This is a genomic window from Christiangramia sediminicola (assembly GCF_031344135.1).
Taxonomy (GTDB): Bacteria; Bacteroidota; Bacteroidia; order Flavobacteriales; family Flavobacteriaceae; genus Christiangramia; species Christiangramia sediminicola.
On the sequence record NZ_JAVJIU010000002.1, the window covers coordinates 307,005 to 332,606 of the forward strand.

Here is a 25,602-nt window from a genome sequence, read left to right on the forward strand (position 1 = left end):
AATATTATTAATTTAAAAATTCAAAGACTCCGGCAGCTCCCTGACCTGTACCAACACACATAGTTACCATACAATGTTTATTTTTCAGATCACGCTTACGCATTTCGTCAAAGATTTGAACTGAAAGTTTCGCTCCAGTACATCCAAGCGGGTGTCCCATAGAGATCGCTCCACCATTCGGATTCACTTTATCTTTATCAAGCCCCAGTTCTCTTATCACGGCAAGTGACTGAGAAGCAAATGCCTCATTTAGTTCGATTAGCTCCATGTCTTCTTTTTTCAACCCGGCTTGTTTTAAAGCTTTCGGAATTGCATGAACCGGACCGATACCCATAATTCTTGGTTCTACTCCAACCGCTGAATAGCTAACCATTCTTGCAATTGGCTCAAGATTAAGTTCTTTTACCATGTCTTCGCTCATTACCATTACAAAGGCAGCACCGTCACTCATCTGAGAAGAGTTACCAGCGGTTACACTTCCGCCTTCGGCGAAAACAGGTCTAAGTTTATTCAGAACTTCAATAGAGGTATCCTTTCTAGGACCTTCATCTTTATTCACGGTATAAGACTTCGTTTGCTTTTTACCATTTTCATCCACGTAAGTCTCGTCGATATTAATTGGAGCAATCTGATCCTGAAAACGATCTTCCGCCTGTGCTTTGATCGCTTTTTGATGAGAATTGTAAGCGAACTCATCCTGATCTTCGCGGGAGACTTTGTATTTATTGGCAACCGCTTCCGCAGTTAATCCCATTCCCCAGTAATAATCTTCATGACCTTCTTTTGCCAGTTTATAATCTGGTACCGGTTTGTAACCTCCCATCGGGATATAACTCATGCTCTCAGCTCCACCGGCGATCACACAGTCGGCCATACCGCTCTGGATCTTTGCCGTTGCTATCGAAATGGTTTCCAATCCTGAAGCACAGTATCTGTTTACAGTCATTCCCGGAACGTCCTCGATCTTTAAGCCCATCAAAGAGATCAATCTACCAACGTTTAGTCCCTGTTCAGCTTCTGGCATCGCGTTTCCAACCATTACGTCGTCGATACGAGTTTTGTCGAAATCTGGTAATTTATCCATCATATACTGGATGGTTTCCGCAGCCAGCTCATCTGGCCTTTTAAAGCGGAATACACCTCTTGGCGCTTTTCCTACTGCGGTTCTATATGCTTTAACTATATATGCTGTTTTCATTTTTTGTAAATTTTGATTTTTAGATCTTTAAACGACTCTTAGTTTCTAAGCGGTTTTCCTTTCTTCAGCATATGCTGTAAACGCTCCAGGGTTTTTCTTTCCCCTGTAAGCGACAGGAAAGCTTCTCGTTCCAGATCTAATAAATACTGCTCACTTACCAACTGGTTTTCTGATAAATCACCTCCGGCCATTACATAAGCCAATTTGTTTGCGATCTTCTTATCATGTTCGCTGATATATTTCCCGGCAGCCATCTGGTCTGTTCCTACAAGGAATGCACCCAGTGCCTGTTTACCAAGAACTTTAATATCTGTACGTTTGATTGGCTTTGTATATCCGTTTTCAGCCATTAGCAAAGCGTGTTTCTTAGCGATCGCCAATTGTCTGTCTGGATTTACCACCACAATATCTTTCCCTTTCTGAAGAATATTCAGGTCGTATGCTTCATAAGCTGAAGTTGAAACCTTCGCCATACCAATAGTAAGGAAGTGTTCTCTTAATCGGTTTAATTCTACGTCATCTTTTTCAAAAGTATCGGCAGCCCTAACGGTCATTTCCTTGGTTCCACCACCACCTGGGATCACACCAACACCAAATTCTACTAATCCGATGTAAGTTTCAGCTGAAGCTACAACCATATCTGCATGTAGTGACATTTCACATCCACCACCAAGGGTCATTGCATGCGGAGCAGCAACGGTTGGAATAGAGGAGTAGCGCATTCTCATCATGGTATCCTGGAAATATTTGATCGCCATATTAAGCTCATCATATTCCTGTTCCACAGCCATCATGAAGATCATCCCGATATTGGCACCTACAGAGAAGTTCTTACCATCATTGGCAACAACCAGTCCCTGATAATCTTTTTCAGCCATATCGATGGCTTTGTTAACTCCGTCAAGAACATCACCTCCAATAGAATTCATTTTACTTCTGAATTCTACGTTCAGGATCCCGTCTCCAAGATCTTCAACGACGACACCGCTGTTCTTGAATACTTCTTTTGATTCCCTAATATTATCAAGAATAATGAATGCATCCTGACCAGGAACTTTAGTTTGTTTCTTCTCCTGAATATCATAATAATAGGTGTTGCCTTCTTTCACGGTATAAAAACTATCGCTACCGTTCTCAAGCATTTCAGTTACCCAGGCATTAGGCTCGTAACCTTCTTCCTTCATCATTTCGATACCTTTCTGAACACCGATCGCATCCCAGATCTGGAATGGACCATGTTCCCAACCGAATCCTGCCTTCATGGCATCATCGATTTTATAAAGCTCATCTGATATTTCAGGAATTCTGTTTGATACGTATGCGAAAAGTGAAGAGAATGTCTTTCTATAAAATTCTCCGGCTTTATCTTTTCCTTTAACCAGTACCTCAAAACGATCTACTACATTATCTATAGTTTTGGTCATTTCAAGAGTAGCGAAAGAAGCACTTTTCCTATCTCTATATTCTAAAGAGTCAAGGTCCAGAGATTTGATCTCACTTGAACCGTCTTCTTTTTTTATCTTTTTATAAAATCCCTGTCCGGTTTTGCTACCTAACCACTTATTTTCCATCATGGTATTGATGAAATCTGGAAGAGCAAAAAGGTCATGTTGCTCATCATTTGGTACATTTTCATGTAAACCATTGGCAACGTGAACCAGAGTATCTAATCCAACAACGTCTACAGTTCTAAAGGTTGCCGATTTCTGGCGACCAATTACAGGGCCTGTAAGTTTATCAACCTCTTCAATGGTCATTCCCATATCCTTAACCATATGGAAAAGGCTCATAATAGAAAAAATACCAATTCGGTTACCAATAAATGCAGGAGTATCCTTTGCAAGAACAGCTTTCTTTCCAAGGAATTTCTCACCGTACATCTCAAGGAATTCAAGAACATCCTTAGAAGTTTCTTTCCCTGGAATGATCTCGAATAATCTTAAATATCTTGGTGGGTTGAAAAAGTGAGTTCCGCAGAAATGCTTTTTAAAGTCATCACTTCTACCTTCGGTCATGAAGTTGATCGGGATACCAGAAGTATTTGAAGTGATCAAAGTTCCCGGTTTTCTATGTTTCTCCAGGTTTTCAAAAACCTGTTTTTTAATATCAAGACGCTCAACAACAACCTCAATGATCCAGTCTACTTCAGAAACCTTTGCGATATCATCTTCAAGATTTCCTGTAGTAATTCTACTAACGAAATCTTTGTGATAAATAGGAGAGGGCTTAGATTTTACCGACTCCTGAAGAGAATCGTTTACGATCCTGTTACGAACCACTTTGTCATCAAGGCTAAGGCCTTTTTTCTTTTCCTTTTCATTCAGCTCTCGAGGAACAATGTCCAGAAGTAACACTTCCACGCCGATATTGGCAAAATGGCAAGCGATACCACTACCCATAATTCCGGATCCGATCACTGCAACTTTATTAATCCTTCTTTTCATTTCTTGGTTTTTATTGTTTTATCTGATACTAATTTCTTCAGTGTAAATTTTCTTTTCGCTAATCAATTCAAGTATTGTATTGGCAACCTCAATAAATGTTTTAAGATCTTTATCTGAAACATTTTCTTTAACAGCTTCATCAAACCTGAGAACCACTCTTTTTGAATAATCTCTCATTTCTTTCCCAAATTCAGTTAGATGAATTAAGACGCTTCGACCATCATTCGGATTTTTCTTCCTTATAATGAGACCTTTTTCTTCCATGGTTTTTAGAATCCTTGAAAGACTGGTAGCTTCCATGCCCATTTTGGGGCCAAGTGAAGTAGATGGGGTACCTTCTTCTGGATCTATGCTTAATAAAGCGAATCCCGTAGCCATTGTGCTGCCTGCTTTTCCAGCTTCCTCATTATACATTTTGGAAACTGCCATCCAGGTGGCGCGCAATACATAATCTATGGTTTTTTCTTTCATCTGGATTATTGAATGAATCCAAAGTTAGGAAAAAATATTATGCATGCATAATAAAATTAGCTTAAAAATATTAATATCGTGAATTAATGGCGTTAATATTCTTAAAACAAGAAAGCCCCTCTGAATTTGAGGGGCTTTTTTTATCATTTTCTTAATGCTTTCTTAGAAGCGACTATATAATTTCTCATAGAGATCTTTATATCTTTCTCTAATTACTCGTCTTTTTAATTTCATGGTAGGAGTAAGGTGTTCGTCTTCTACCGTCCAGGCTTCTGGAGTAAGTTCGAAGGTTTTGACTCTTTCCCACTTTCCGAATTTCTGGTTATAGAAATCAACCTCTTCCTGAATTCTGTCTTTCACCATAGAATTTCTGGCAATGTCGGCCGGTGTTTTATCACCAAGATCGATATTCTTCCTATTAGCCCAATCTGTAATAAATTCAAAATTAGGCTGAATTAATGCCGCCGGCATTTTTTCTCCATCTCCAACAACCATGATCTGCTCGATAAAGCGAGACTGTTTCATAGTGTTTTCTATCAACTGTGGAGCCACATATTTACCTCCTGAAGTCTTAAACATTTCCTTTTTCCTGTCGGTAATCTTTAAGAAACCATCTTTATCGATCTCTCCAATATCACCAGTATGAAAGAATCCGTTTTCCAGAACTTCATTCGTTTTTTCCTCATCCTTATAATAACCTTTCATAACGTTTGGTCCCTTTGCAAGGATCTCTCCATCTTCGGCTATTTTAACTTCTACGTTATCCAGGACTTTTCCAACAGTTCCTATTCTGAAACCATGATCGCGTTCATCATTCACCGCAATAACTGGAGAAGTTTCTGTAAGTCCATAACCTTCCATTACCGGAATTTCAGCAGCGGCAAATACCCTGGCGAGTCTAGGTTGCAATGCTGCACTACCTGAAACAATAAGGTCTATATTTCCACCCAAACCTTCTTTCCATTTAGAAAAGATCAGTTTACGAGCTAATTTTAATTTCGTTTCGTACCACCAGCCGTTTGCACCATATGGTTCATATTCAAGACCTAATTCTACAGCCCAGTAGAATAATTTTTGTTTGATTCCTCCAAGTGCAGTTCCCTTGGCAATGATCTTATCGTACACTTTTTCCAGTAACCTTGGAACAGCAGTAATAACATGAGGTTTTACTTCCTTAAGGTTGTCGCTGATCATTTCTATAGATTCAGCAAAATAGATGGAAACAGAATAATACTGATATAGGTACAGGATCATTCTTTCAAAAATGTGGCAAACCGGTAAAAAACTTAATGCCTTATAGGTTCCGATTTCAAAAGGCACTCTTGGTGCACTTCCAAGAACATTACTTACAATATTTTCATGGGAAAGCATTACACCTTTTGGTCTGCCTGTAGTTCCGGAAGTATATATTAAGGTAGCAAGATCATCTGTCTTAACCGCCTTTTTTAGTTTTTCAACTTCGTCCTGGTTTTCTTTATCCTCACCGTCCTTTAAAACTTCTTTCCAGTTCTTGCAGCCGGTAATTTCATCAAAACTATAAACCTCTTTCAATTGAGTAGTTCCTTTGATCTTATTTACTTTATCCAGAACCTCTTTGTCTGATACAAAGCAATAAATAGCTTCACTATGATTAAGAACATACTCATAGTCATCTTCAGAAATAGTAGGATAGATGGGCACGTTTTGAGCTCCAATTTGCAGGATCCCGATATCCATCACATTCCATTCGGTTCTATTATTAGTAGAAATAATGGCTATTTTATCATTGGGTTTTACACCTAATTTCAGCAGTCCACGGCTAATTGTATTAGCCTTGTCTATATATTCCTGTGTAGAAAGTGTCTCCCATTTACCATTATACTTTGTAGCCAAAGCCTCCTGTAAAGGATGGTTTTCAAGTTGGTAATAAGGGAAGTCAAAGAGTCGTTTTATTTCATTCATGAAATTGAACAATTTTAGATATGCCTTGCAAAATAGCAAAAAAGGGGGCTACTTCAAATTGATAATTCAAAAAAGAAGGGATGTTTTTAGCATCCCTTCAAAATTATTCATAAAAATTTCTGCTTAATGCTTCTTTTCCAGCCATTTTCTGGCATTTACAAAACCTTCGTGCCATGGAGAAACTTCATCTTTTCTTCCATTAGGATAATTTGCCCAGTTCCACTGAAAAGTTGATCGTTCCAGGTGAGGCATCATAACCAGATGTCTACCTGTTTCGTCTGTTAATACTGCGGTGTTATAATGAGATCCGTTTGGATTGGCAGGATAGCCTTCATACCCGTATTTACCAACAATATTATATTTCTCTTCTTCGTAAGGGAAGCTGAATTTGCCTTCCCCGTGTGCTGCCCAAATACCAAGTTTACTCCCAGCAAGCGTAGAAAGCATAACAGAATTGTTCTCCTGAATTTCTACGGAAGTAAAATTACATTCAAACTTATGAGATTCGTTATGCAGCATTTTTGGTTTTTGGTCATGTCCAGGATTTATAAGGCCCAGTTCAATGAATAACTGACAACCATTACAAACACCTAAAGATAAAGTGTCTTCTCTGGCAAAGAAATTATCTAGAGCTTCTTTGGCTTTTTCGTTATATAAGAATGCTCCTGCCCAGCCTTTGGCACTTCCCAGAACGTCCGAATTCGAGAATCCACCAACTGCAGCTATGAACTTAATATCTTCAAGGGTTTCACGACCACTAATAAGATCGGTCATATGAACGTCTTTTACATCGAAACCTGCCATATACATCGCTCTGGCCATTTCCCGTTCTGAATTCGATCCTTTTTCCCTGATGATCGCAGCCTTTATTCTAGGTTTAGTCGAATCTAATTCAGGTAATTTCCCGGTAAAATGTTCCGGAAATTTAAATTCTAATGGCTGTTCCTTATAATTATGATAACGCTCTGTAGCTTTATCTATTCCGCTTTGATGTTCATCTAAAAGAAAAGAAGTCTTATACCAGGTTTCTCTTAATTCTGGAATATTAAAGTTTAAATCTGCTCCAGAATTCTTGATTTTTAATTGATTCGAGGAAGAAACTTTTCCAATATTGAAAAATTCAATTCCTTTTTCATCTAAAAGTTCTTCTACAGAATTGTCTTTGGCCTGGAATACAATTCCGCAGTTTTCGCTGAAGAGCAATTTGATAATGTCTTTTTCACCTAAAGCAGAAAGATCTAATTCTGCACCAAGAGCTACATCAGCAAAGCACATTTCCAACAGTGTGGTAATAAGTCCACCTGAGGCAACATCATGACCAGCAAGAATAAGATCTTTTTTGACCAATTCCTGAACGGCATTAAATGCTTCAGCGAATTTCTTATCGTTTTTGATCGTTGGAACTTCGCTTCCTACTTTATTCAGAGTTTGAGCGAAAGAAGAACCACCGAGTTTAAATTTATCCTGAGAGAGGTTGATATAATAAATATCACCACCATTTTTTTGAAGAACAGGTTCAACAACTTTCGTTATATCATTACAATGTCCAGCAGCAGAAATGATAACCGTTCCAGGGGAAATTACCTGTCCATCCTTATATTTCTGTTTCATGGAAAGTGAATCCTTCCCGGTAGGCACATTGATGCCCAAAGAAATAGCAAATTCTGAAACACCTTCAACAGCCTCATAAAGCCTGGCATCTTCGCCTTCATTATTACAGGGCCACATCCAGTTAGCGGAAAGTGAAATAGATTTTAAACCTTTTTCCAAGGGAGCCCAGACAATATTTGATAGAGATTCCGCAATGGAGTTTTTAGAACCAGCAACAGGATCTACAAGGGCAGAAACAGGCGAGTGGCCAATTGATGTGGCGACGCCTTCTTTACCTTTGTAATCCAGCGCCATCACTCCGCAGTTATTTAATGGTAACTGTAGCGGACCTGCAGTTTGCTGTTTTGCAACCCTACCCGAAACACATCGGTCTACCTTGTTAGTTAACCAATCCTTACAGGCAACGGCCTCTAATTGTAAAACCTGATCTAAATATTCATGAACCTTTGAGGTTTGATAATTTAATTCATCGTAATTTCTTTTGACAGTTTTATCATTCATGATTGTTTTAGGAGAACTTCCAAACATATCTGAAAGTTCAAGATCCATCGGCTTTTCACGCGATTTCTCTCCTTCAAATGTAAATCGATGATCACCAGTTACATTTCCAACTTCGTACATAGGGGATCGCTCCCTGTCTGCAACTCTTTTTAGTTGAGCGATTTCGGATTCACCAATTACAAGTCCCATTCTCTCTTGAGATTCATTGCCTATTATTTCTTTAGCAGATAGCGTAGGATCTCCAACGGGAAGAGCGTCCAGATCTATTTTACCACCTTTTTCTTCTACAAGTTCACTTAGGCAATTTAAATGTCCGCCAGCTCCATGATCATGAATGGAAACGATTGGGTTATCATCACTTTCAACCATTCCACGAACTGCATTGGCTGCCCTTTTTTGCATTTCAGGATTTGAACGTTGTATCGCATTTAATTCAATACCACTGCTAAATTCACCAGTATCGGCCGATGATACTGCGGCACCGCCCATCCCGATTCTATAATTTTCACCACCAAGAACAACGATCTTATCTCCTTTTTTTGGAATATCTTTTATTGCCTGGTTTTCCTTTCCATATCCAATTCCACCGGCAAGCATGATTACCTTATCGTAACCTAGAGCTCTGTCGTGTTCAGTATGTTCAAAAGTAAGTACAGATCCAGCGATTAATGGCTGACCAAATTTATTCCCGAAATCTGAAGCTCCATTGGAAGCTTTTATCAGAATATCCATTGGCGTCTGGTACAACCAGTCTCTCTCTTTCAATCCATTTTCCCATTTCCTGTCTTTTTCAAGTCGGGAATAAGACGTCATATAGACTGCAGTTCCAGCAAGTGGAAGGGAACCTTTTCCTCCAGCAAGCCTGTCTCTAATTTCACCACCACTTCCCGTAGCTGCGCCATTAAATGGCTCAACCGTAGTTGGGAAATTATGAGTTTCAGCCTTTAATGAGATCACAGAATCAAAATCCTTTACCTGGTAGTATTCCGGAACGTCTGGTGCTTTTGGTGCAAATTGTTCAACTCGCGGACCTTTTACAAATGCTACATTATCCTTATAAGCCGAAACAATATCATTTGGATTTTCCTCAGAAGTTTTCCTGATCATTTTGAATAATGAAACCGGTTTTTCTTCCCCATCGATCACAAAAGTTCCATTAAAAATCTTATGTCTACAATGTTCAGAGTTGACTTGTGAAAAACCAAAAACTTCAGAATCTGTTAGTTTTCTACCGATTTTTTCAGAAAGACCCTCCAAATATTTTACTTCTTCTTCATTTAAAGCAAGACCCTCTTTCTGATTGAATGCCTCGATATCATCTACTTCTATTATTGATGCAGGATTGATATGAATATCGAAAATGTCCTGGTCAAGACCTTCATATTTTTGAGATAACATTGGGTCGAAATCATGAAAATGCTCATCTACTCTCAGAAATTCTTCAATTCTAATGAGTCCGTGAATTCCCATATTCTGAGTGATCTCAACTGCATTGGTACTCCAGGGAGTAATCATTGCGGCGCGTGGACCAACAAAAAAATCTGCCAGCGCAGATTTATTGATTTGTTGAGTATTTCCGAAAAGCCAGTTTAGTTTTGAAATTTCCTGGGCTGAAAGTTCTGAGTGTGTTTCCACAGCAAAAACCTTAGTTGTTTGGTTTCCGAAGAAAAGGATCATTTATGTTGTGTTTGTTGTTGTTTTTAAAGGAACAAATTTACTTTTTTAATGCTAATACATAAAATTAATGCTTAGAATAATTCTTTAACGTTTAACATGTTTATACGCAAGGCTTTTTAATTTAAACGTCTGTTGGGTACAAAATCTATTTATGAGATGTTTACCTGAATTTATTGCTGGAGTAATAATAATTCTCTTTTCCTGTTCAACGAGTTTTGCGCCAAAAAAAGATATTGATGTAAGATTAGATCATTATAAGACTACAGCAGTTGGACTTGAGCTTCAATTAGTTTTTAGAATTCAGGAATGGGATAAGGTTGGTACAGAGGAATGGAGCCAATCATTTGAAGGAGTTAGAGAACTGGATTATGAATCTGGATTTATTTATGATCTAAAAATTAAAGTGATCGAAGTTAGTAATCCTCTGGAAGATTCTTGTTTAAAAGGTCTGAAACTGGTAGAGGTTATATCTATAAAGAAAGCAAGTGAATCTGCTATTATTTCGATCCCAATTATATGGTACAAGCATAATGTCTTTCTAACTGGTAATGAAAGTTTAGGTTTCGGTCTATGAAATGAAATCGACTTTGTTTGTGCAGAAAAGTGTAATGATCTTGGTGATGTAAAGGAAATGGATGGCCTGGTAAACGCAAACTTTAAGCGTATTTCTAATACTGAAAACGAACTCCTTGAATTGATGATTCAAAATTAACCTAAAACGATCTTATTTTAACTCAACTAATTAAAAGTCAAATATTTATGATTATTAATTTAAATCAGGTTGATTTATTTCTTATCTTTTGAATATCAATCATTTATATTATGTATTTCAAAGTTTCTCTCATGTTAATTGTGGGAATCCTGACATCATTCTTCAGTGTTTCCTGTTCCATTAAAGGTAATCCTCCGGGTAAGCCCGAGATGGTAGATTTGCGCATAAATCATTTTAGACAAACTGCGATGGGTGAAGGTCCTTATCTTGTTTACTTAATACAGGAAAGTGAGGATATTGGTGGTGAGAACTGGGGTTATTTGTATGATGGGATTGAAGGTTTTGAATATGAACTAGGTTATGTCTATGATCTTAAGGTAAAAAAGATCACCTTGGAAAATCCTCCAGCCGATGGATCCTCAATTAAATATATACTGGTAAACGTGAGGCATAAGGAGAAAGCTCCTGTAAATGCTGAATTTGATATTCAGTTAAAAGCTTACAATTATAATTTCGTGACCATGGAAGATGATGATATATGGTTACTTAATACCTACTCTATAAACTGTAACATACTTTGCGAAAGTTTTTTATCTGAACTTGAAACCAGTGAGCAAATAACAGGTACGTTTATACACGGACCAGAGGAAAATCTAGTTTTACAAAGTTACCGATAAAAAAAGCGACCTGAGGGTCGCTTAAATTTATGCTTTTTGCAGAAGAGCCATATAGAATCCGTCATATCCACTTTCACTTGAAAGTATCTTCTTTTCTTTTAATAAGGTGAAATCTTTACCAATTTCAGTTTTAAGGAATTTCTGCACTTGTTTCTCATTCTCAGAAGGGAGAATAGAACAGGTTGCATATACAAGCTTACCACCTTCTTTTACAATTCTTGAATATTTTTCAAGAATCTCTAACTGCGTATTTTTAATTTTTTCCAGAAAATCTGGTTGAAGTTTCCACTTCGCATCAGGGTTTCTGCTTAAAACTCCTAAACCACTACAAGGAGCATCGATTAATACTCTATCTGCAGAATTATATAATTTCTTGATCACCTTCGTGGAATCAATACTTCTGGTTTCTACATTATGAGCACCCGCACGTTTGGCTCTACGCTTTAGTTCTTTTAATTTATTTCCGTAGATATCCAGAGCTATGATCTGACCTTTATTTTCCATTAAGGCAGCCAGATGTAAAGTTTTTCCGCCTGCACCAGCGCAGGTATCAACTACTCTCATTCCTGGTTTTACATCCAGTAGATCTGCAACTCTTTGTGAACTGGCATCCTGAACCTCAAAAAGTCCATCCTGAAATGCCTTTGTTTTAAAGATATTCGCTCGCTGCTTTAATTCAAGAGCTTCCGGATAATTTCTAATATTTGTTGTTTCAATGCCTTCAGCCTCCAGTTTTTCTGCCAAATCCTTCGGATTGGTCTTTAATCTATTAGCTCTAATAACCACCGGAGCCTGCTCGTTTAAAGCATGTAATTCTTTTGTCCAAACTTTATCTCCCAGCTCGGTTTCACCTAGTTCATCCATCCAGTCTGGAACAGATTCTCTAAATTTTCTAATTCGGCTAAGCTCATCAAACTTACCTTTAATGCGTCTTACCGGAGTTCCTTCAAATTGTGGCCAGTCTGGCAGTTTAATACCTCTCAAAACACACCATACAGCAAAAATCCTGAAAAGATCCTCCCTTTTAAAAGGTTCTTTAACTTCAGCTATTTCAGCATAAAGTCTTTTCCATCTAACGATATCATAAGTTGTTTCTGCGATAAAACTTCTATCTCGTGAACCCCAGCGTTTGTCACGCTTCAGAGTTTTTTCGATCACCTTATCGGCATAACTTCCATCATTAAAAATTTCGGCTAAAGCATCAATAGTAGCAAAAACTAAATTCCTGTGTAGGCGCATAAAAATTCTTTAAAGCCGCAAAGTTACGGTTTTTTGAAACGGAATAATTTATATTTGGTTCAAATTCCTGATATGAGAAAAATAAGTTTTTTACTGATTTTACTAGCTTTTGCTTGCAAAGACACAACCAAAGAGAACAATGTAGATGTAGCCCAAGATTCAGCTCCTCAATATTTTGAATCTGTTGATACGGAAGTGATCCTGGAAGATGATTCACTAAGTGTAAGAGCCATTGAAGTGATTGGAAAAAATCTTGCTTTTGCGGGAAATAATGGAAAATACGGCTTGTATAATTCAGTGAATAATACATGGAAAACTAACACTCAGAAGTTTGATACGATCTCACCTGAATATAGAGCGGTAGCAAGTACAGCAAATGACTTTTTCATGATAAGTGTAGCCAGTCCGGCTTTGCTTTATAAAACAGGAAATTCTGGTAAAATGGAATTAGTCTATAAAGAAGATGATGAGAAAGCTTTTTATGATGCCATGGCATTCTGGAATGATAATGAAGGTATAGCAATGGGAGATCCAACAGATGGATGTATATCAATGATTGTAACCCGTGATGGAGGTAAAAGCTGGAATAAAATAAACTGTGAGAATCTACCGGAAGCTGCCGAAGGTGAAGCTGCATTTGCAGCAAGCAATTCTAACATTGCCATTCAGGGAGATAAAACCTGGATTCTGACTGGTGGAGTTAAATCTAGAATTATCTATTCTGCAGATAAAGGGAAATCCTGGGAAGTTTTTGAAACTCCATTACTTCAGGGAACTCCAACAACCGGTGGCTATAGCCTCGATTTCTATGATGAAATGAATGGAATTATTATTGGAGGCGATTACACGAATGCGGAAGGGAACACAGGAAATAAAGCGATAACAAAGGATGGAGGGAAAACCTGGGAATTAGTGGCTGAAGGTAAAGATCCAGGTTATAAGAGTAGTGTAAGGTATGTTCCTAACTCTAATGCTGAACAAATTCTCGCTACCGGTTTTACTGGAATACATTATAGTAAGAATGCAGGTAAATCCTGGGAAAAAATATCAGATGAAGGATTCTATACTCTAAGGTTCGTAAATGATAGTACAGCATATGCAGCAGGGAAGGGGAGAATAGCTAAGCTAACTTTCCGCTAAAAAGAAATAATCCGACAGATAAAAAAATCTGCCGGATTATAACTACTAACTAACCAAAAAACTAAACATGAATAGTATTACTACTCACTGCTATTCGCGTCTTTACGTCCACGTTTGGAACGGTATTCTTTAATAAGCTTTTTATGGAATTCATCTTCCAGCTTATGTAGTTTGATGATATCTTTAGCAGATATGATCTCTTTAAGCTCTTTAAAAAGCTGCTTCTTGATCTTATATTCTTCGTTTTCAATAGTGAGATATTCATTCAGAAGATCGTTGGCCGTATCTTCATTCATGCACTCTACATTTTCCAGCTCAATATGTTCTCTTGCATGTAGTTCTCTTCTTTTGGTCTCATAATCATTATAGATTGGCCAGAACCTTTCAGCAAGCTTATCTGTTAGATTGAGTTCCTGTGTAAGAAAAGCAACCTTTAAGGCCTTGATTCGTTCTCTTTGAGCATCACGATCTTCTTCCTGCCCGATCATCTGAATGCTGGAAATAAGAACGATAAATATTAATACAAATTTCTTCATAGTTTATTCTAAAATAAAAGCCGGGTCTTCAATGTTCTCATCAATATAATCGAAAACAGCATCTGAATTTACCGAATTGAAATCTGAATCATCAATAAGCTTACCATCTTCAAAAACAAAGTCTGAAATTTCAGCAGAATTCAATTCTATATAGCCCATATCATAACCTTCATCAATATAGCTTTCCATCGCAGAAACCTCAATATCATCCCATCCAATTGGCTGAGCGGTTTCTGTTTTAAAGAAATTACCAAGCATTAAAATAAAGATAGCAGCTACAGCAGCAGCATAGAGAAGATATTCTTTTCTGAACAATTTTACTACCTTGGTTTCATCTTTAGTTTGTGCAATAAGTCTATCTTCCAGGGTATCAAAATATCCCTGAGGTGTATGGAAACCAGAGGCACTAACCGGTAATTCAGTAAGATCGTCTCCTTCCAGTTTCTGCATAAATCTATCTTCAAAATTCCTGAAATAATCTTCAGGTGCTTTGAATCCAGAATTTTTCGGATATTTAGACTTATTGGTTTTCATCAATGTTATGACTCAGGTTTTTCTGAAAGGTTTAATTCGATTTTAGATATTCTTCAATTTTTTTGGCAGCTATGTGGTAAGAAGCTTTAAGGGCTCCTTCACTAGTTTCTAATAATTCAGACATCTCCCGATACTTTAGTTCTTCAAAATATTTCATGTTGAAGACCAATTGTTGTTTTTCAGGTAAGGTGGCAATCGCTTTTTGCAGTTTTAACTGGATCTCGTCACCTTCAAAATAGACATCGCTTTCCAGATTGTCAATGATTTGATTCTGTAATTCTTCTGAAGTGATCTGTAATCTTCTAGATTTCTTATTAAGGAAAGTGATAGACTCATTAGTGGCTATTCTATACATCCAGCTATATAACTTACTATCTCCCTTAAACTGATCTATGTTGCGGTAAACCTTAAGAAATGTATTTTGTAGGACATCATCAGAATCATCATGATTTTTGACAATATTACGGATATGCCAGTAAAGCCTCTCTTTATATTCAGATATAAGATCCCTGAAAGCTTCCTGTGAGGAAGACCTGTCCTGCAAGCGGCTAACTAATTTATCTTCGGAATTCTGCAAAACTGGTGAATTACTGTGGTAAAGATATTGAACTCTTTAGGCTTAGAAAAGTAATATTTACATTTAAAATGTAGGAAAATAGTGTCGAAAACAGGTGTTAGGGTCGATTAAAAGCAAAAATTAGTGATAAAAAGCGTTAAAATTTTGGGTGCGTTTAAGCTTTGACATATCTTTACAATAAGAAAATGATTTAATCCTTTTTTTGCCCCTATAAAAACTGAATTGAATCGCATTATTTTCATTTGCCCCAAAGTGGAAATAATTTGATAAAAATGGATGATATCTACTTATATCATCCATTTTTTATTTTTAGTCCTTTTTATATTTTTACAACCGGAAATTTTAGAATCTTAATTATGAAATGCTTCAGGATATTATCTATATTTTTAATTTTAATTATATCTACCCCTGTAAATGCCCAGGAAGACGACCAAATTAGCGTAGGTGAAACACTGGAAATTGGGACATCAAAGAACTTTCAATATTCTGATGTTCGCTTCCCAAAATTGAACTTTATAGCAAAAAGAGGAGGTAGAGCAAGTTATGACCAACTTGCAGGAGTTAAAGTAGTTGTTTCAGAAATTAAAAATTCAACTGTAATTCTGAAAAGAAAAGACGGTAAAAAATTCTTTGGAAGCTTTCCTGAAATAAAAGCGAATTATTCTGATGCCATCGCTTCCGGTGAATTATTGAAAAAATAAAAACCTGAAATTAATCAGGCCTCTTTATTAATCAAAAGATTGCATTGCAACCAATTTCTTATAGGTTCCATTTGCATCTATTAATTCCTGATGCCTGCCTTGTTCTACTATTTCACCTCGTTGCATCACGATGATCTTATCAGCATTCTGAATTGTTGAAAGTCTATGTGCGATCACAACTGAAGTTCTATTCTTCATCATGTTTTCCAGCGCTTTCTGAACAAGTTTTTCGCTTTCGGTATCCAGAGCAGAGGTGGCTTCATCCAGGATCATTACCGGCGGATTTTTCAATACCGCACGGGCAATAGAAAGTCTTTGTTTCTGACCGCCACTAAGCTTATTACCGCTGTCCCCAATATTAGTATCCAGGGTTTCCGGAAGATCCTTTACGAATTCCCAGGCATTAGCGATCTTCAATGCATCGATGATTTCTTCATCACTAGCATTTGCTTTACCTAAAAGAATATTATTTCTAATAGTATCATTAAAAAGGATAGAGTCCTGTGTTACCAGCCCCATTAGATCACGTAAAGATGCTTTTTTGATCTCTCTGATATCTTTCCCGTCAACTTTTATGCTTCCTTCGTTTACATCGTAAAAACGTGTGATAAGGTTTGCAATCGTTGACTTTCCAGATCCGGACTGACCTACCAGAGCCACAGTTTCTCCTTTTGGCACTCTTATACTAAAGTTCTTAAGAACCTTTTCTTCTTCGTAACTAAAACTTATGTTCTCAATGCTGATTTCGCATTCAAAATCCTTTTTCTCAATAGCGTTTGGAGCATCTGTAATAGTAGAAGGTGTTTCAAGTATTTCCAAAATTCTCTCTGCTGCTGCATTTCCTTTCTTTACGCTATAGGAAGCTTTGGAGATCTGCTTTGCAGGTGTTAAAATGTTATAGGCTAGTCCGAGAAACGCAATAAAAGTAGCAGCGTCAAGAGATTGCTCAACCAGAACCATGTTTCCACCAAACCATAGAATGATCACAATGACAAAAATTCCAAGAAACTCACTGGTTGGAGAAGCCATGTTTTGCCTGTTAATCAATTTATTGAGAATATTGTTCAACCTGTTTGTGGAGTCCTGAAAACGTCCGTAAAATCTTTTTTCAGCATTAAATCCTTTAACGATCTTCAAGCTGGATAAGGTTTCTTCTACAATACTTAGAAAGTGGCCGTTTTCTTCCTGCGCCAGATTAGATTGTTTTTTAAGCTGTTTTCCTATTAAAGAAATGATGAATCCTGATATTGGTAGAAATACGAATACGAACAAAGTGAGCTGTGCGCTCATCAATAGCATTGCAATTATGGTAAAAAGAATGGTTAGAGGCTCTCTTACGATCAATTCTAATATAGACAGAAATGAGGTTTGCACTTCATTTACATCTGCCGTGATACGTGAAATAGTATCTCCTTTTCTTTTTTCTGAAAAATAGGAAACCGGTAATGCCAGGATCTTCTTATACATGGCGTCTCGAACATCTCGAAGAACACCATTCCGTAAAAATGTAAGAAAGAATGAACTTAGATACCCGAACATGTTTTTCAGGAAAAACAGAAGAACTACAATTCCGCAAATAAAAACCAGTGCTGCAACCTCATCTTCATTAACTCTCTGGGTTACCTCGTAATTAAAATAATCGGTCACATAATCTTTTAGACCTCTAATTCCGACCCAGACAGGTTCTTTAGAAACTCTTTTCGTTTTATCGAATAATACCTGGATCACAGGGATTAGCGCTATAAAAGATAGCGTACTGAAGATCGCGTAAAATATGTTGCAAATAATATTGAGTATCGCAAAATGTTTGTAGGGTTTTGCGAACTGAAGTATTTTCCGGAAATAGGTCATTTAAAATAAGTTAGCCCAGTTTTAATTCCTCTTTAATGCGGGCAATTTTGTCACTTAACTTTTGATCTTCTGTGTCATAATTCTCAACAGAGTCCAGATCTGAATTTACGCTTATGTAAAATTTGATCTTAGGCTCAGTCCCACTTGGCCTGGCAGCGATCTTAGTACCATTCTCAGTGTAATATATAAGAACATTAGATTTTGGAATATCTATAGTTTCCTCGGTGTAATCCTGTATATTTTTAGCTACAGAACTTTTATAATCTTCTACAAGAACCACTTTTTCACCATCAATCTCTTCCCAAGGATTTTCTCTCAGGTCTATAAGCATTTGCTTAATTTCCTGTTCACCCTGAATTCCTTTCTTCACTAATGAAATCAATTCTTCCCTGTAAAGACCGTGTTCAGTGTAAAGTTCCAGCAGTTTTTCATAAAAAGATTTTCCTTCATCTTTCATTTTTGCCGCAATCTCACAGGCGAGTAGGGTAGCGGTTACAGCGTCTTTATCTCTTACAAAATCACCAACCATATAACCGAAGCTTTCCTCACCACCCCCGATGAAATTCATTTCAAGATGATCTTTGATAAGTTTTGCGATCCATTTAAACCCGGTAAGAACTTCCATATACTTAACCCCGTAAGATTCCGTAAGGTTTTTCATCATTGGAGTAGAAACGATGGTTGAAGCAACAAATTCATTTCCTTTGATTCTGGATTGTTCTTTCCATTCTTCCAGTAAGAACCAGGTCATAACCAGCATGGTCTGGTTTCCATTTAGAAGAATCATTTTTCCGTCCAGGTCTCTAACCGCAACACCTAAGCGATCGCAATCAGGATCTGTACCTATAACTATATCAGCATTTTTATTATCTGCTAGTTCCAAAGCCATTTTCAGAGCTTCCGGTTCTTCCGGGTTGGGAGATTCTACTGTTGGAAAATTACCGTTAGGTTTTCTTTGCTCTTCAACGATATGAACATTGGTAAATCCTGCTTTTTCTAATACTTCAGGGACCATAGTTATTGAGGTTCCATGAAGTGAAGTGAAGACAATATTTAAATTTTCTCTGGCAGAAGCAGAGTTGTCAAAACTTCCATTCTCTACTGAAGCTTCAGCAAATGCCTTGTCAACTTCAGCATCAATTTTTTCGATAAGGTCTTCATTAGCATTGAAGTTGATTGCTGAATATTCTAACGCATTAATTGTTTCCACCAATTCTGTGTCCTGTGGTGGTACTAATTGTCCGCCATCTTCCCAATATACTTTATAACCATTATATTCTGGCGGATTGTGACTCGCTGTGAGAACTATTCCGCATTGACAACCTAATTTCTTTACAGCAAAAGATAACTCTGGAGTAGGTCTTAATTCAGAGAATAAAAAAACTTTGATTCCATTAGCAGAAAACACATCTGCAACCACTTTCGCCAATTCCTGACTGTTATTTCTACAATCATAAGCTATTGCTACTTTGATATCTTTATTCGAAAAAGATTTTTTCAGGTAATCTGAAAGTCCCTGAGTATTCTTTCCCAAAGTATATTTATTGATGCGGTTAGTACCAACACCCATAACACCACGCATTCCTCCAGTTCCGAATTCAGCATTTTTATAAAAGCTTTCTTCCAGTTCTTTCGGGTTTTCATTTATAAGTTTATTTACCTCAGTCTTGGTGTCCTTATCAAATATATCAGTAAGCCATGCTTCAGCCTTCTGAAGAATTTCAGGTTTAATAGTAGCCATAATTAGATTGTTTTGCTAAGCAAAAATAAGGATTAATCCTTGAAAGGGACTAAATATTAGAAGTGGTTTTCTTAATTAGGTATCGTTCCTTATCTCTTTTTGATCTCAGGATGAGTTCTCCTAAAAATCCAGCAAGGAAAAATTGCGTACCAATGATCATTACAGCTAATGAAATATAGAACCACGGGTTTTGTACTACAAGTATATTTGGTATGCCATGATAAAGCTTATATAGCTTGGATAATCCTATCCATCCAGCTGAAACAAAACCTATAATGAACATTAGAACTCCTAAAGATCCAAAAAGGTGCATAGGTCTGCGACCAAATTTTGATAAAAACCAGATGCTTATTAGGTCTAAAAATCCATATATGAACCTGCTTACACCAAATTTTGTCTTTCCATATTTTCTTGCCTGGTGTTGCACTTCCTTTTCGGTGATGTTATAAAACCCAGCATTTTTTGCCAATACCGGAATATACCTGTGCATTTCTCCATACACATCTATATTTTTAATGACTTCATTCTTATAAGCTTTTAACCCACAATTGAAATCATGAAGTTTTACTCCAGATGTCTTTCTCGCTGCCGCATTAAATACTTTAGAAGGAAGATTTTTAGTAAGAACGTTATCGTAACGTTTCTTTTTCCAACCGGAAACCAAATCATTTCCATCTTTTACGATCATATCGTAAAGATCAGGAATCTCTTCAGGGTTGTCTTGCAGATCGGCATCCATGGTGATAACTACATCGCCTTCAGCTTTTAAAAAACCAGCATGTAATGCCTGCGATTTTCCGTAATTACGGTTGAACCTAATACCCTTAACGCGATCATCACTTTCAGATAGAGCCTCGATTGTTTTCCAGGAGCCGTCGGTGCTTCCGTCATCAATAAATATGATCTCGTAAGAAAAGGAATTGGATCGTAAAACTTTTACGATCCAATTATATAATTCTACCAAAGATTGTTCTTCGTTAAGAAGTGGTATTACAACCGATATCTGCATAAATTATGCTTCGTAAGGATTTTTATTCTTTTTAATAAGTCCAACTACTAGAGAGATCAAAAGTCCGAAAAATAAGTTTCCTACTAAAGAAAAAGCTGCCATGATCCCAGGAGAACTGAATTTCGCACTCATTTCCAATGCATTTTGCTTTTGCTCATCGTTCATGTTTGGATACTGACTATCAATTTGCTCTCTTTGAACGTCTGCTAATTGACTAATAAAGTCTGGCTCTATAACATACATAAGTAATAGTAACCAGATAACGCTAATAATTCCGCCAATAAGCGAGATTCCAACACCTATCTTTAAAGCTTCTTTAATTGAAAGGTAATTAGCATTTTCTTTTTTATAAGCGTTAATCCCTAATGTGATAAAAACAACCAGAATTGCGAATCCTATTAGGGAGTAAACAAAACTGGGATTTAAATAAGCGTTGGTTACATACATAACTACGCCTAAAAGGACAGATATTAGACCTAACATCAGTCCGTAGTTCAAAATAATCTTTTTTGAATTTGGTTGTGGATTTTCCATAGGTTAGTTGAAGATTGATTAATTTAGCAGTTAGTTAACAAATATAGCAAAACGTTACATTCTGAATTCAATAAAAAGTTTTTTCAAAATTATTTGTAGTTCAGGAGTTATTAATTAAATTTGCACCTCGAAAATTAAAAGATCAAAGCGATGAAGCAGGGAATCCATCCGGAAAATTATAGATTAGTAGCTTTTAAAGATATGTCTAACGAAGACGTATTCATTACCAAGTCTACTGCGAAAACAAAAGAAACTATTGAAGTTGACGGAACTGAATACCCGTTGATTAAACTGGAAATATCCAGAACTTCTCACCCTTACTATACTGGGCAAACTAAGCTTGTGGATAGTGCTGGTAGAATTGATAAGTTCAAGAACAAATACTCAAAATTCAAGAAGAAGTAATTTCTTCTGTTTTATTGATACCATATATAAGCCGCTAATTAGCGGCTTTTTTAATTTGAGGATTTTACACTAAAGTCTTTTCATTTAATCAGGAACTATTAATTTTGAGAAAATTTCAATGAAGATGAATTATATACTTTTTGATGGTCCTTCCAGAAATGACCTATTACCATTTACTTTTACCCGTCCGGTTGCAGACATTAGAATTGGTATTCTAACTATTCGTGAGAAATGGGAGAAAATGCTAGATGCCAAAACTTCTACCAAAACAGAGGATTACTTAAGTGGTAGATGGCCACTGGAATTGGATAAGGAAAATTTCTATATTAATTCATCGTATGTTCCTACAAAGGAAATTGTAGACCAGGTAAGATCATTGAAAAAAGATCAAAAACTTGTTCTTAACGACGATGTGCTGGCGTATAACATATCAGAGGGCAAAAATGTTGAAGAGCTTGAGGCGATTGAAATTGATGTTGAAACCATTAAGGTTGCAAATACCTGGGATATCTTTTCAAAAAATGGAAAAGCCATTGAAATGGATTTCGAATTATTGACTAAGGGCAGAAAATCTCAGAAGATCGATAGTTCAAATTATGTAAAAAGTAAAGAGAACATCTTTATAGAAGAAGGAGCCGTTGTTGAGAATTGTAGTCTTAATGCATCATCAGGTCACATTTATATTGGTAAAAATGCAACTGTGATGGAAGGTTCTTTGATAAGAGGTCCTTTTGCCTTATGTGCAGGCGCAACCATTAAATTAGGAGCAAAAATCTACGGGCCAACTACCATTGGTCCCGACTGTAAAGCTGGAGGAGAGATAAGTAATTCGGTTTTGTTTCAAAATTCGAACAAAGGTCATGATGGTTTCTTAGGGAATTCGGTTTTAGGGGAGTGGTGTAATATTGGAGCAGATTCTAATAATTCAAATCTTAAGAATAATTACGCTGATGTAAGATTATGGAATTATAATACCGAGAATTTTGCAAAAACTGGCCTTCAGTTCTGCGGCCTTATTATGGGTGATCACAGTAAATGCGGTATTAATACAATGTTTAATACCGGTACCGTTGTAGGAGTAAGTGCTAACATCTTTGGTAGTGGATTCCCGAGAAATTTTATTCCTGGATTTAGCTGGGGTGGAAGCGGAGGAACTTCTACTTATAAAATAGAAAAGGTTTATGAAACTGCTGAATTAGTTATGAAGCGAAGAGGAGTGGACCTTACCGATGAAGATAAAAAGATCTTGCAGCATGTTTTCGATTATTCAGCGAAATGGAGGAGAAGCTAGAAGGTAAAATAAATCAGGATGAGAAAGCAGATAAATATTACGGCTGAAACTGCCAGTACATTATAATGCCTTTTCTTGTGAACCTTCAGGATATTCGAGTGAAATTTATCAAGATCTTCCTCGGTTAACCTTCCTCTTTGCAACAGATTACGAAATCCGGAACCCGAATTAGGCTTTTCTGTACTTATTTCTCTGGTGGCACGCCTCTTTGTAGTATTTTCTACTGAAACGCTGTTGGCACTTCCGAAATTCATAACAGTTTATTCAAAATAATTTTTTAAATATAACTATAAATAACCTATCTGATATTAACTTTCACATTGTCTTAATATTAGGCTTGCAGGAACATTTTACAGAAACATTTTTAGTTGGTATCTTTGCAGCCCGAATTACCGACCGGGAGAAAAATGATCGTTTATGGAAGCTAAAAAAGTCGCGTTTTATACTTTAGGATGTAAATTGAATTTTTCAGAAACTTCTACTATTGCAAGAAGCTTTGAGAATGAAGGTTTTGAGCGTGTTGAATTTTCAGAGAAAGCTGATATTTATGTGATTAATACATGTTCAGTTACCGAAAATGCAGATAAGAGATTTAAGACGATTGTAAAGCAGGCCCAAAAAGCGAATGAAAATGCATTTTTGATCGCTGTTGGTTGTTATGCTCAATTAAAGCCAGAAGAATTAGCTGCGGTAGATGGAGTAGATCTGGTGCTTGGCGCTACAGAAAAATTCAAAATCACAGATTATCTAAATGATCTTACTAAGAATGATCACGGAGAAGTTCATTCTTGTGAGATCAACGAAGCTGATTTTTATGTAGGATCCTATTCTATTGGAGACAGGACTCGTGCATTTTTAAAAGTGCAGGATGGTTGTGATTATAAATGTACTTATTGTACTATTCCATTGGCAAGAGGTATATCTAGAAGTGATAAGCTGGAGAATGTTTTAAACAATGCTGCAGAAATTTCTGAAAAGGGAATCAAGGAAATAGTTCTTACCGGGGTAAATATCGGGGATTATGGAAAAGGAGAGTTTGGAAATAAGAAGCATGAGCATACATTTTTAGACCTTGTAAAGGCTTTAGATGAAGTAGATGGTATTGAAAGACTTAGAATTTCTTCTATTGAACCAAATCTGCTTAAAAATGAAACAATAGATTTTGTTTCAGTAAGCCGCACTTTTGTTCCGCATTTCCATATTCCACTTCAAAGTGGAAGCGATGAGATCCTTAAATTAATGCGTCGCAGATATATGAGCGATCTTTATGTTGATAGGGTTAGTAGAATCAGGGAGGTAATGCCGAATGCCTGCATTGGGGTTGATGTGATCGTTGGTTTTCCAGGTGAAACTGATGAGCATTTCCTTGAAACCTATAATTTCCTGAATGATCTTGATATTTCTTACCTACACGTATTTACATATTCTGAAAGAGATAATACTCCCGCAGCAGATATGGAAGGTGTAGTTCCTTTAAAAATCAGAAAAAAAAGAAGTAAAATGCTTCGTGGATTATCTGCTAAAAAAAGAAGAGCATTTTATGAAAGTCAGATAGGTAATACGGTAACCGTTCTATTTGAAGGTGAAAATAAAGAAGGGTATATTCATGGGTTTACTGAAAACTATGTAAAAGTAAAGGCTCCTTGGAATCCTAATAAGGTAAATACACTTCAGCGCATAAAATTAACTGAAATAGGAGAAGATGGTCTGGTACGATTTGAGGAAGTACCAGAGGCTGTTGCTGTTTAAATATTGATTCCTACTGGGAGAAGGTCTTTATATTTACGTCTGTTTCTTCTAATAAATCCTGCGATCTCAGGACTTGTTGGTACAACTCTGGTGTTTCTTTCTTTAATTTCAGCAAGTACGGCTTTAATAAAATCCTCCTGTCTGTCTTCACTGTTCTCTGGCATTCTTAACTTAGTTAGAAAAATCTTTCTTTCCTGTTGAGAATACTCGATAGTAGCAAGTTCATTATTAATCTGAGTTTCAAATTGTCTCAGAAATTCATTGTCGGTAATCACTAAATCTTCATCGCTCATACTGCTCATTTTAATTCATAGGCACTTCTATAAGGAGCACCCTTGAAGGGTTTTTAAAGTCTAAGGTAATGCTGGAGCTATTCCAGATCCCAACGGCGTCACGTTTCTTTAATTTTGTATCACTAACATCTACTTCTCCTTCAATTAGAAAAACATAAACACCATTATTTTCATTCTTTAAATTATAATCAATTTTCCTGCCAGCCTGAAAATCACCAAGATGCATGTAAGCCTGCTGATTTATGTATAAAGAATTTTCAGATTGATCAGATTTAGGGGAAACGATATTGATCAGCTCACCAGTTTTGAGTAATTCAGAAAAATCTTTTTGATCATATCTTGGTTCCAGACCATTCTTTTCAGGAAATATCCATATTTGAAGCATATTTAATTCTTCCTGAGAAGTATTGAATTCACTGTGTTCAACTCCTGTGCCTGCGCTCATTACCTGGACTTCACCTGCAGTGATCACTTCAGTATGATCCATAGAGTCTTTATGCCTGATTTCTCCTGATAATGGGATAGAAATGATCTCCATATTTTCGTGGGGATGTGTTCCGAAGCCCATTCCTGATTTAACATAATCATCATTTAATACCCTTAAAAGTCCAAATTGAAGTTTATTGGGATCAAAAAAGTTAGCAAAGCTGAATGAATAGTTAGCGTTAAGCCAACCGTAATTTGCAGTACCCCGTGAATATGCGGGATGTAATACTTTCTCCATTATTTGTGGGTTAGGAAATTTGAAAGTCTAGTTTTAAGCAGTAATT

At 36.7% G+C, this 25,602-nt stretch carries 23 protein-coding genes; 7 read left to right on the plus strand and 16 right to left on the minus strand.

The genetic code is table 11. The features are described from left to right. Positions 1 to 7: 7 nt before the first annotated feature. From RE431_RS05235 to purL, 5 genes are all read right to left on the minus strand, one after another. Positions 8 to 1,198, minus strand: coding sequence for an acetyl-CoA C-acyltransferase (locus RE431_RS05235; protein WP_309560915.1), 1,191 nt, complete (start codon positions 1,196 to 1,198; stop codon positions 8 to 10). Between the two features lie 38 nt (positions 1,199 to 1,236). Further along, positions 1,237 to 3,642 carry a 3-hydroxyacyl-CoA dehydrogenase/enoyl-CoA hydratase family protein gene (locus RE431_RS05240; protein ID WP_309560916.1) on the minus strand — a complete coding sequence of 802 codons (2,406 nt, stop codon included), beginning with the start codon at positions 3,640 to 3,642 and terminating at the stop codon, positions 1,237 to 1,239. 18 nt (positions 3,643 to 3,660) lie between these two features. Then, positions 3,661 to 4,113: a MarR family winged helix-turn-helix transcriptional regulator gene (locus RE431_RS05245; RefSeq protein ID WP_309560917.1), complete on the minus strand. Its 453-nt coding sequence runs from the start codon at positions 4,111 to 4,113 to the stop codon at positions 3,661 to 3,663. Positions 4,114 to 4,275: 162 nt separating this feature from the next. Then, positions 4,276 to 6,054, minus strand: a complete 1,779-nt coding sequence (locus RE431_RS05250; RefSeq protein ID WP_309560918.1) for an AMP-dependent synthetase/ligase — start codon at positions 6,052 to 6,054, stop codon at positions 4,276 to 4,278. A 123-nt stretch (positions 6,055 to 6,177) separates the two neighbouring features. Next, positions 6,178 to 9,843: a phosphoribosylformylglycinamidine synthase gene (gene purL, locus RE431_RS05255; RefSeq protein ID WP_309560919.1), complete on the minus strand. Its 3,666-nt coding sequence runs from the start codon at positions 9,841 to 9,843 to the stop codon at positions 6,178 to 6,180. Positions 9,844 to 9,994: 151 nt separating this feature from the next. Between purL and RE431_RS05260 the strand changes: the two genes are divergently transcribed. Together RE431_RS05260 and RE431_RS05265 are read left to right on the plus strand one after the other, a co-directional pair. After that, on the plus strand, positions 9,995 to 10,417 hold the full coding sequence (locus RE431_RS05260; RefSeq protein WP_309560920.1) for a DUF4377 domain-containing protein: 423 nt from the start codon (positions 9,995 to 9,997) through the stop codon (positions 10,415 to 10,417). Between the two features lie 248 nt (positions 10,418 to 10,665). Next, positions 10,666 to 11,232, plus strand: coding sequence for a DUF4377 domain-containing protein (locus tag RE431_RS05265; RefSeq protein ID WP_309560921.1), 567 nt, complete (start codon positions 10,666 to 10,668; stop codon positions 11,230 to 11,232). Between the two features lie 27 nt (positions 11,233 to 11,259). Here the strand turns inward: RE431_RS05265 and RE431_RS05270 are convergent, their stop codons facing one another. Next, positions 11,260 to 12,471: an RsmB/NOP family class I SAM-dependent RNA methyltransferase gene (locus RE431_RS05270; protein ID WP_309560922.1), complete on the minus strand. Its 1,212-nt coding sequence runs from the start codon at positions 12,469 to 12,471 to the stop codon at positions 11,260 to 11,262. Positions 12,472 to 12,543: 72 nt separating this feature from the next. Between RE431_RS05270 and RE431_RS05275 the strand changes: the two genes are divergently transcribed. Beyond that, entirely contained in the window at positions 12,544 to 13,611 is a 1,068-nt protein-coding gene (locus RE431_RS05275; protein ID WP_309560923.1) for a WD40/YVTN/BNR-like repeat-containing protein, read from the plus strand. Positions 13,612 to 13,691: 80 nt separating this feature from the next. On the opposite strand, the gene RE431_RS05280 is transcribed toward RE431_RS05275, so the two are convergent. Genes RE431_RS05280 through RE431_RS05290 form a run of 3 tightly spaced genes read right to left on the minus strand, consistent with a single transcriptional unit; the run spans position 13,692 to position 15,258 of the window. Then, the gene (locus RE431_RS05280) at positions 13,692 to 14,147 is read right to left on the minus strand and encodes a hypothetical protein (RefSeq protein ID WP_309560924.1); all 456 of its coding nucleotides are present in this window, start codon (positions 14,145 to 14,147) and stop codon (positions 13,692 to 13,694) included. Between the two features lie 3 nt (positions 14,148 to 14,150). Then, positions 14,151 to 14,681 (minus strand): hypothetical protein, encoded by a 531-nt coding sequence (locus tag RE431_RS05285; RefSeq protein ID WP_309560925.1) that lies wholly within the window; start codon positions 14,679 to 14,681, stop codon positions 14,151 to 14,153. Positions 14,682 to 14,712: 31 nt separating this feature from the next. After that, positions 14,713 to 15,258: an RNA polymerase sigma factor gene (locus tag RE431_RS05290; RefSeq protein ID WP_309560926.1), complete on the minus strand. Its 546-nt coding sequence runs from the start codon at positions 15,256 to 15,258 to the stop codon at positions 14,713 to 14,715. A 356-nt stretch (positions 15,259 to 15,614) separates the two neighbouring features. Between RE431_RS05290 and RE431_RS05295 the strand changes: the two genes are divergently transcribed. After that, a complete protein-coding gene (locus tag RE431_RS05295; RefSeq protein WP_309560927.1) occupies positions 15,615 to 15,959 on the plus strand; it encodes a hypothetical protein in 345 nt (114 codons plus the stop codon). 27 nt (positions 15,960 to 15,986) lie between these two features. On the opposite strand, the gene RE431_RS05300 is transcribed toward RE431_RS05295, so the two are convergent. From RE431_RS05300 to RE431_RS05315, 4 genes are read right to left on the minus strand one after another with little or no spacing between them, the layout of a single operon-like run. Beyond that, the gene (locus RE431_RS05300; RefSeq protein WP_309560928.1) at positions 15,987 to 17,810 is read right to left on the minus strand and encodes an ABC transporter ATP-binding protein; all 1,824 of its coding nucleotides are present in this window, start codon (positions 17,808 to 17,810) and stop codon (positions 15,987 to 15,989) included. A gap of 10 nt (positions 17,811 to 17,820) precedes the next feature. Continuing rightward, positions 17,821 to 19,551: a phospho-sugar mutase gene (locus tag RE431_RS05305; protein WP_309560929.1), complete on the minus strand. Its 1,731-nt coding sequence runs from the start codon at positions 19,549 to 19,551 to the stop codon at positions 17,821 to 17,823. A gap of 49 nt (positions 19,552 to 19,600) precedes the next feature. Continuing rightward, entirely contained in the window at positions 19,601 to 20,560 is a 960-nt protein-coding gene (locus RE431_RS05310) for a glycosyltransferase family 2 protein (protein ID WP_309560930.1), read from the minus strand. A gap of 3 nt (positions 20,561 to 20,563) precedes the next feature. Then, positions 20,564 to 21,094, minus strand: coding sequence for a DUF4199 domain-containing protein (locus RE431_RS05315; RefSeq protein WP_309560931.1), 531 nt, complete (start codon positions 21,092 to 21,094; stop codon positions 20,564 to 20,566). Between the two features lie 150 nt (positions 21,095 to 21,244). On the opposite strand from RE431_RS05315, the gene RE431_RS05320 reads away from it, so the two are divergent. Then, on the plus strand, positions 21,245 to 21,499 hold the full coding sequence (locus RE431_RS05320) for a type B 50S ribosomal protein L31 (RefSeq protein WP_026934615.1): 255 nt from the start codon (positions 21,245 to 21,247) through the stop codon (positions 21,497 to 21,499). Between the two features lie 124 nt (positions 21,500 to 21,623). Then, a complete protein-coding gene (locus tag RE431_RS05325; RefSeq protein ID WP_309560932.1) occupies positions 21,624 to 22,790 on the plus strand; it encodes a GlmU family protein in 1,167 nt (388 codons plus the stop codon). On the opposite strand, the gene RE431_RS05330 is transcribed toward RE431_RS05325, so the two are convergent. Beyond that, positions 22,787 to 23,044 (minus strand): hypothetical protein, encoded by a 258-nt coding sequence (locus RE431_RS05330; RefSeq protein ID WP_309560933.1) that lies wholly within the window; start codon positions 23,042 to 23,044, stop codon positions 22,787 to 22,789. The genes RE431_RS05325 and RE431_RS05330 overlap by 4 nt on opposite strands. A gap of 163 nt (positions 23,045 to 23,207) precedes the next feature. Here RE431_RS05330 and mtaB point away from each other — a divergent pair, with 163 nt between their 5' ends. Further along, positions 23,208 to 24,539, plus strand: a complete 1,332-nt coding sequence (gene mtaB / locus RE431_RS05335; RefSeq protein ID WP_309560934.1) for a tRNA (N(6)-L-threonylcarbamoyladenosine(37)-C(2))-methylthiotransferase MtaB — start codon at positions 23,208 to 23,210, stop codon at positions 24,537 to 24,539. Here mtaB and RE431_RS05340 read toward each other — a convergent pair. Next, a complete protein-coding gene (locus tag RE431_RS05340) occupies positions 24,536 to 24,832 on the minus strand; it encodes an N-acetyltransferase (RefSeq protein ID WP_309560935.1) in 297 nt (98 codons plus the stop codon). The genes mtaB and RE431_RS05340 overlap by 4 nt on opposite strands. A gap of 10 nt (positions 24,833 to 24,842) precedes the next feature. Continuing rightward, on the minus strand, positions 24,843 to 25,556 hold the full coding sequence (locus RE431_RS05345) for a pirin family protein (protein ID WP_309560936.1): 714 nt from the start codon (positions 25,554 to 25,556) through the stop codon (positions 24,843 to 24,845). Positions 25,557 to 25,602: the final 46 nt, after the last annotated feature.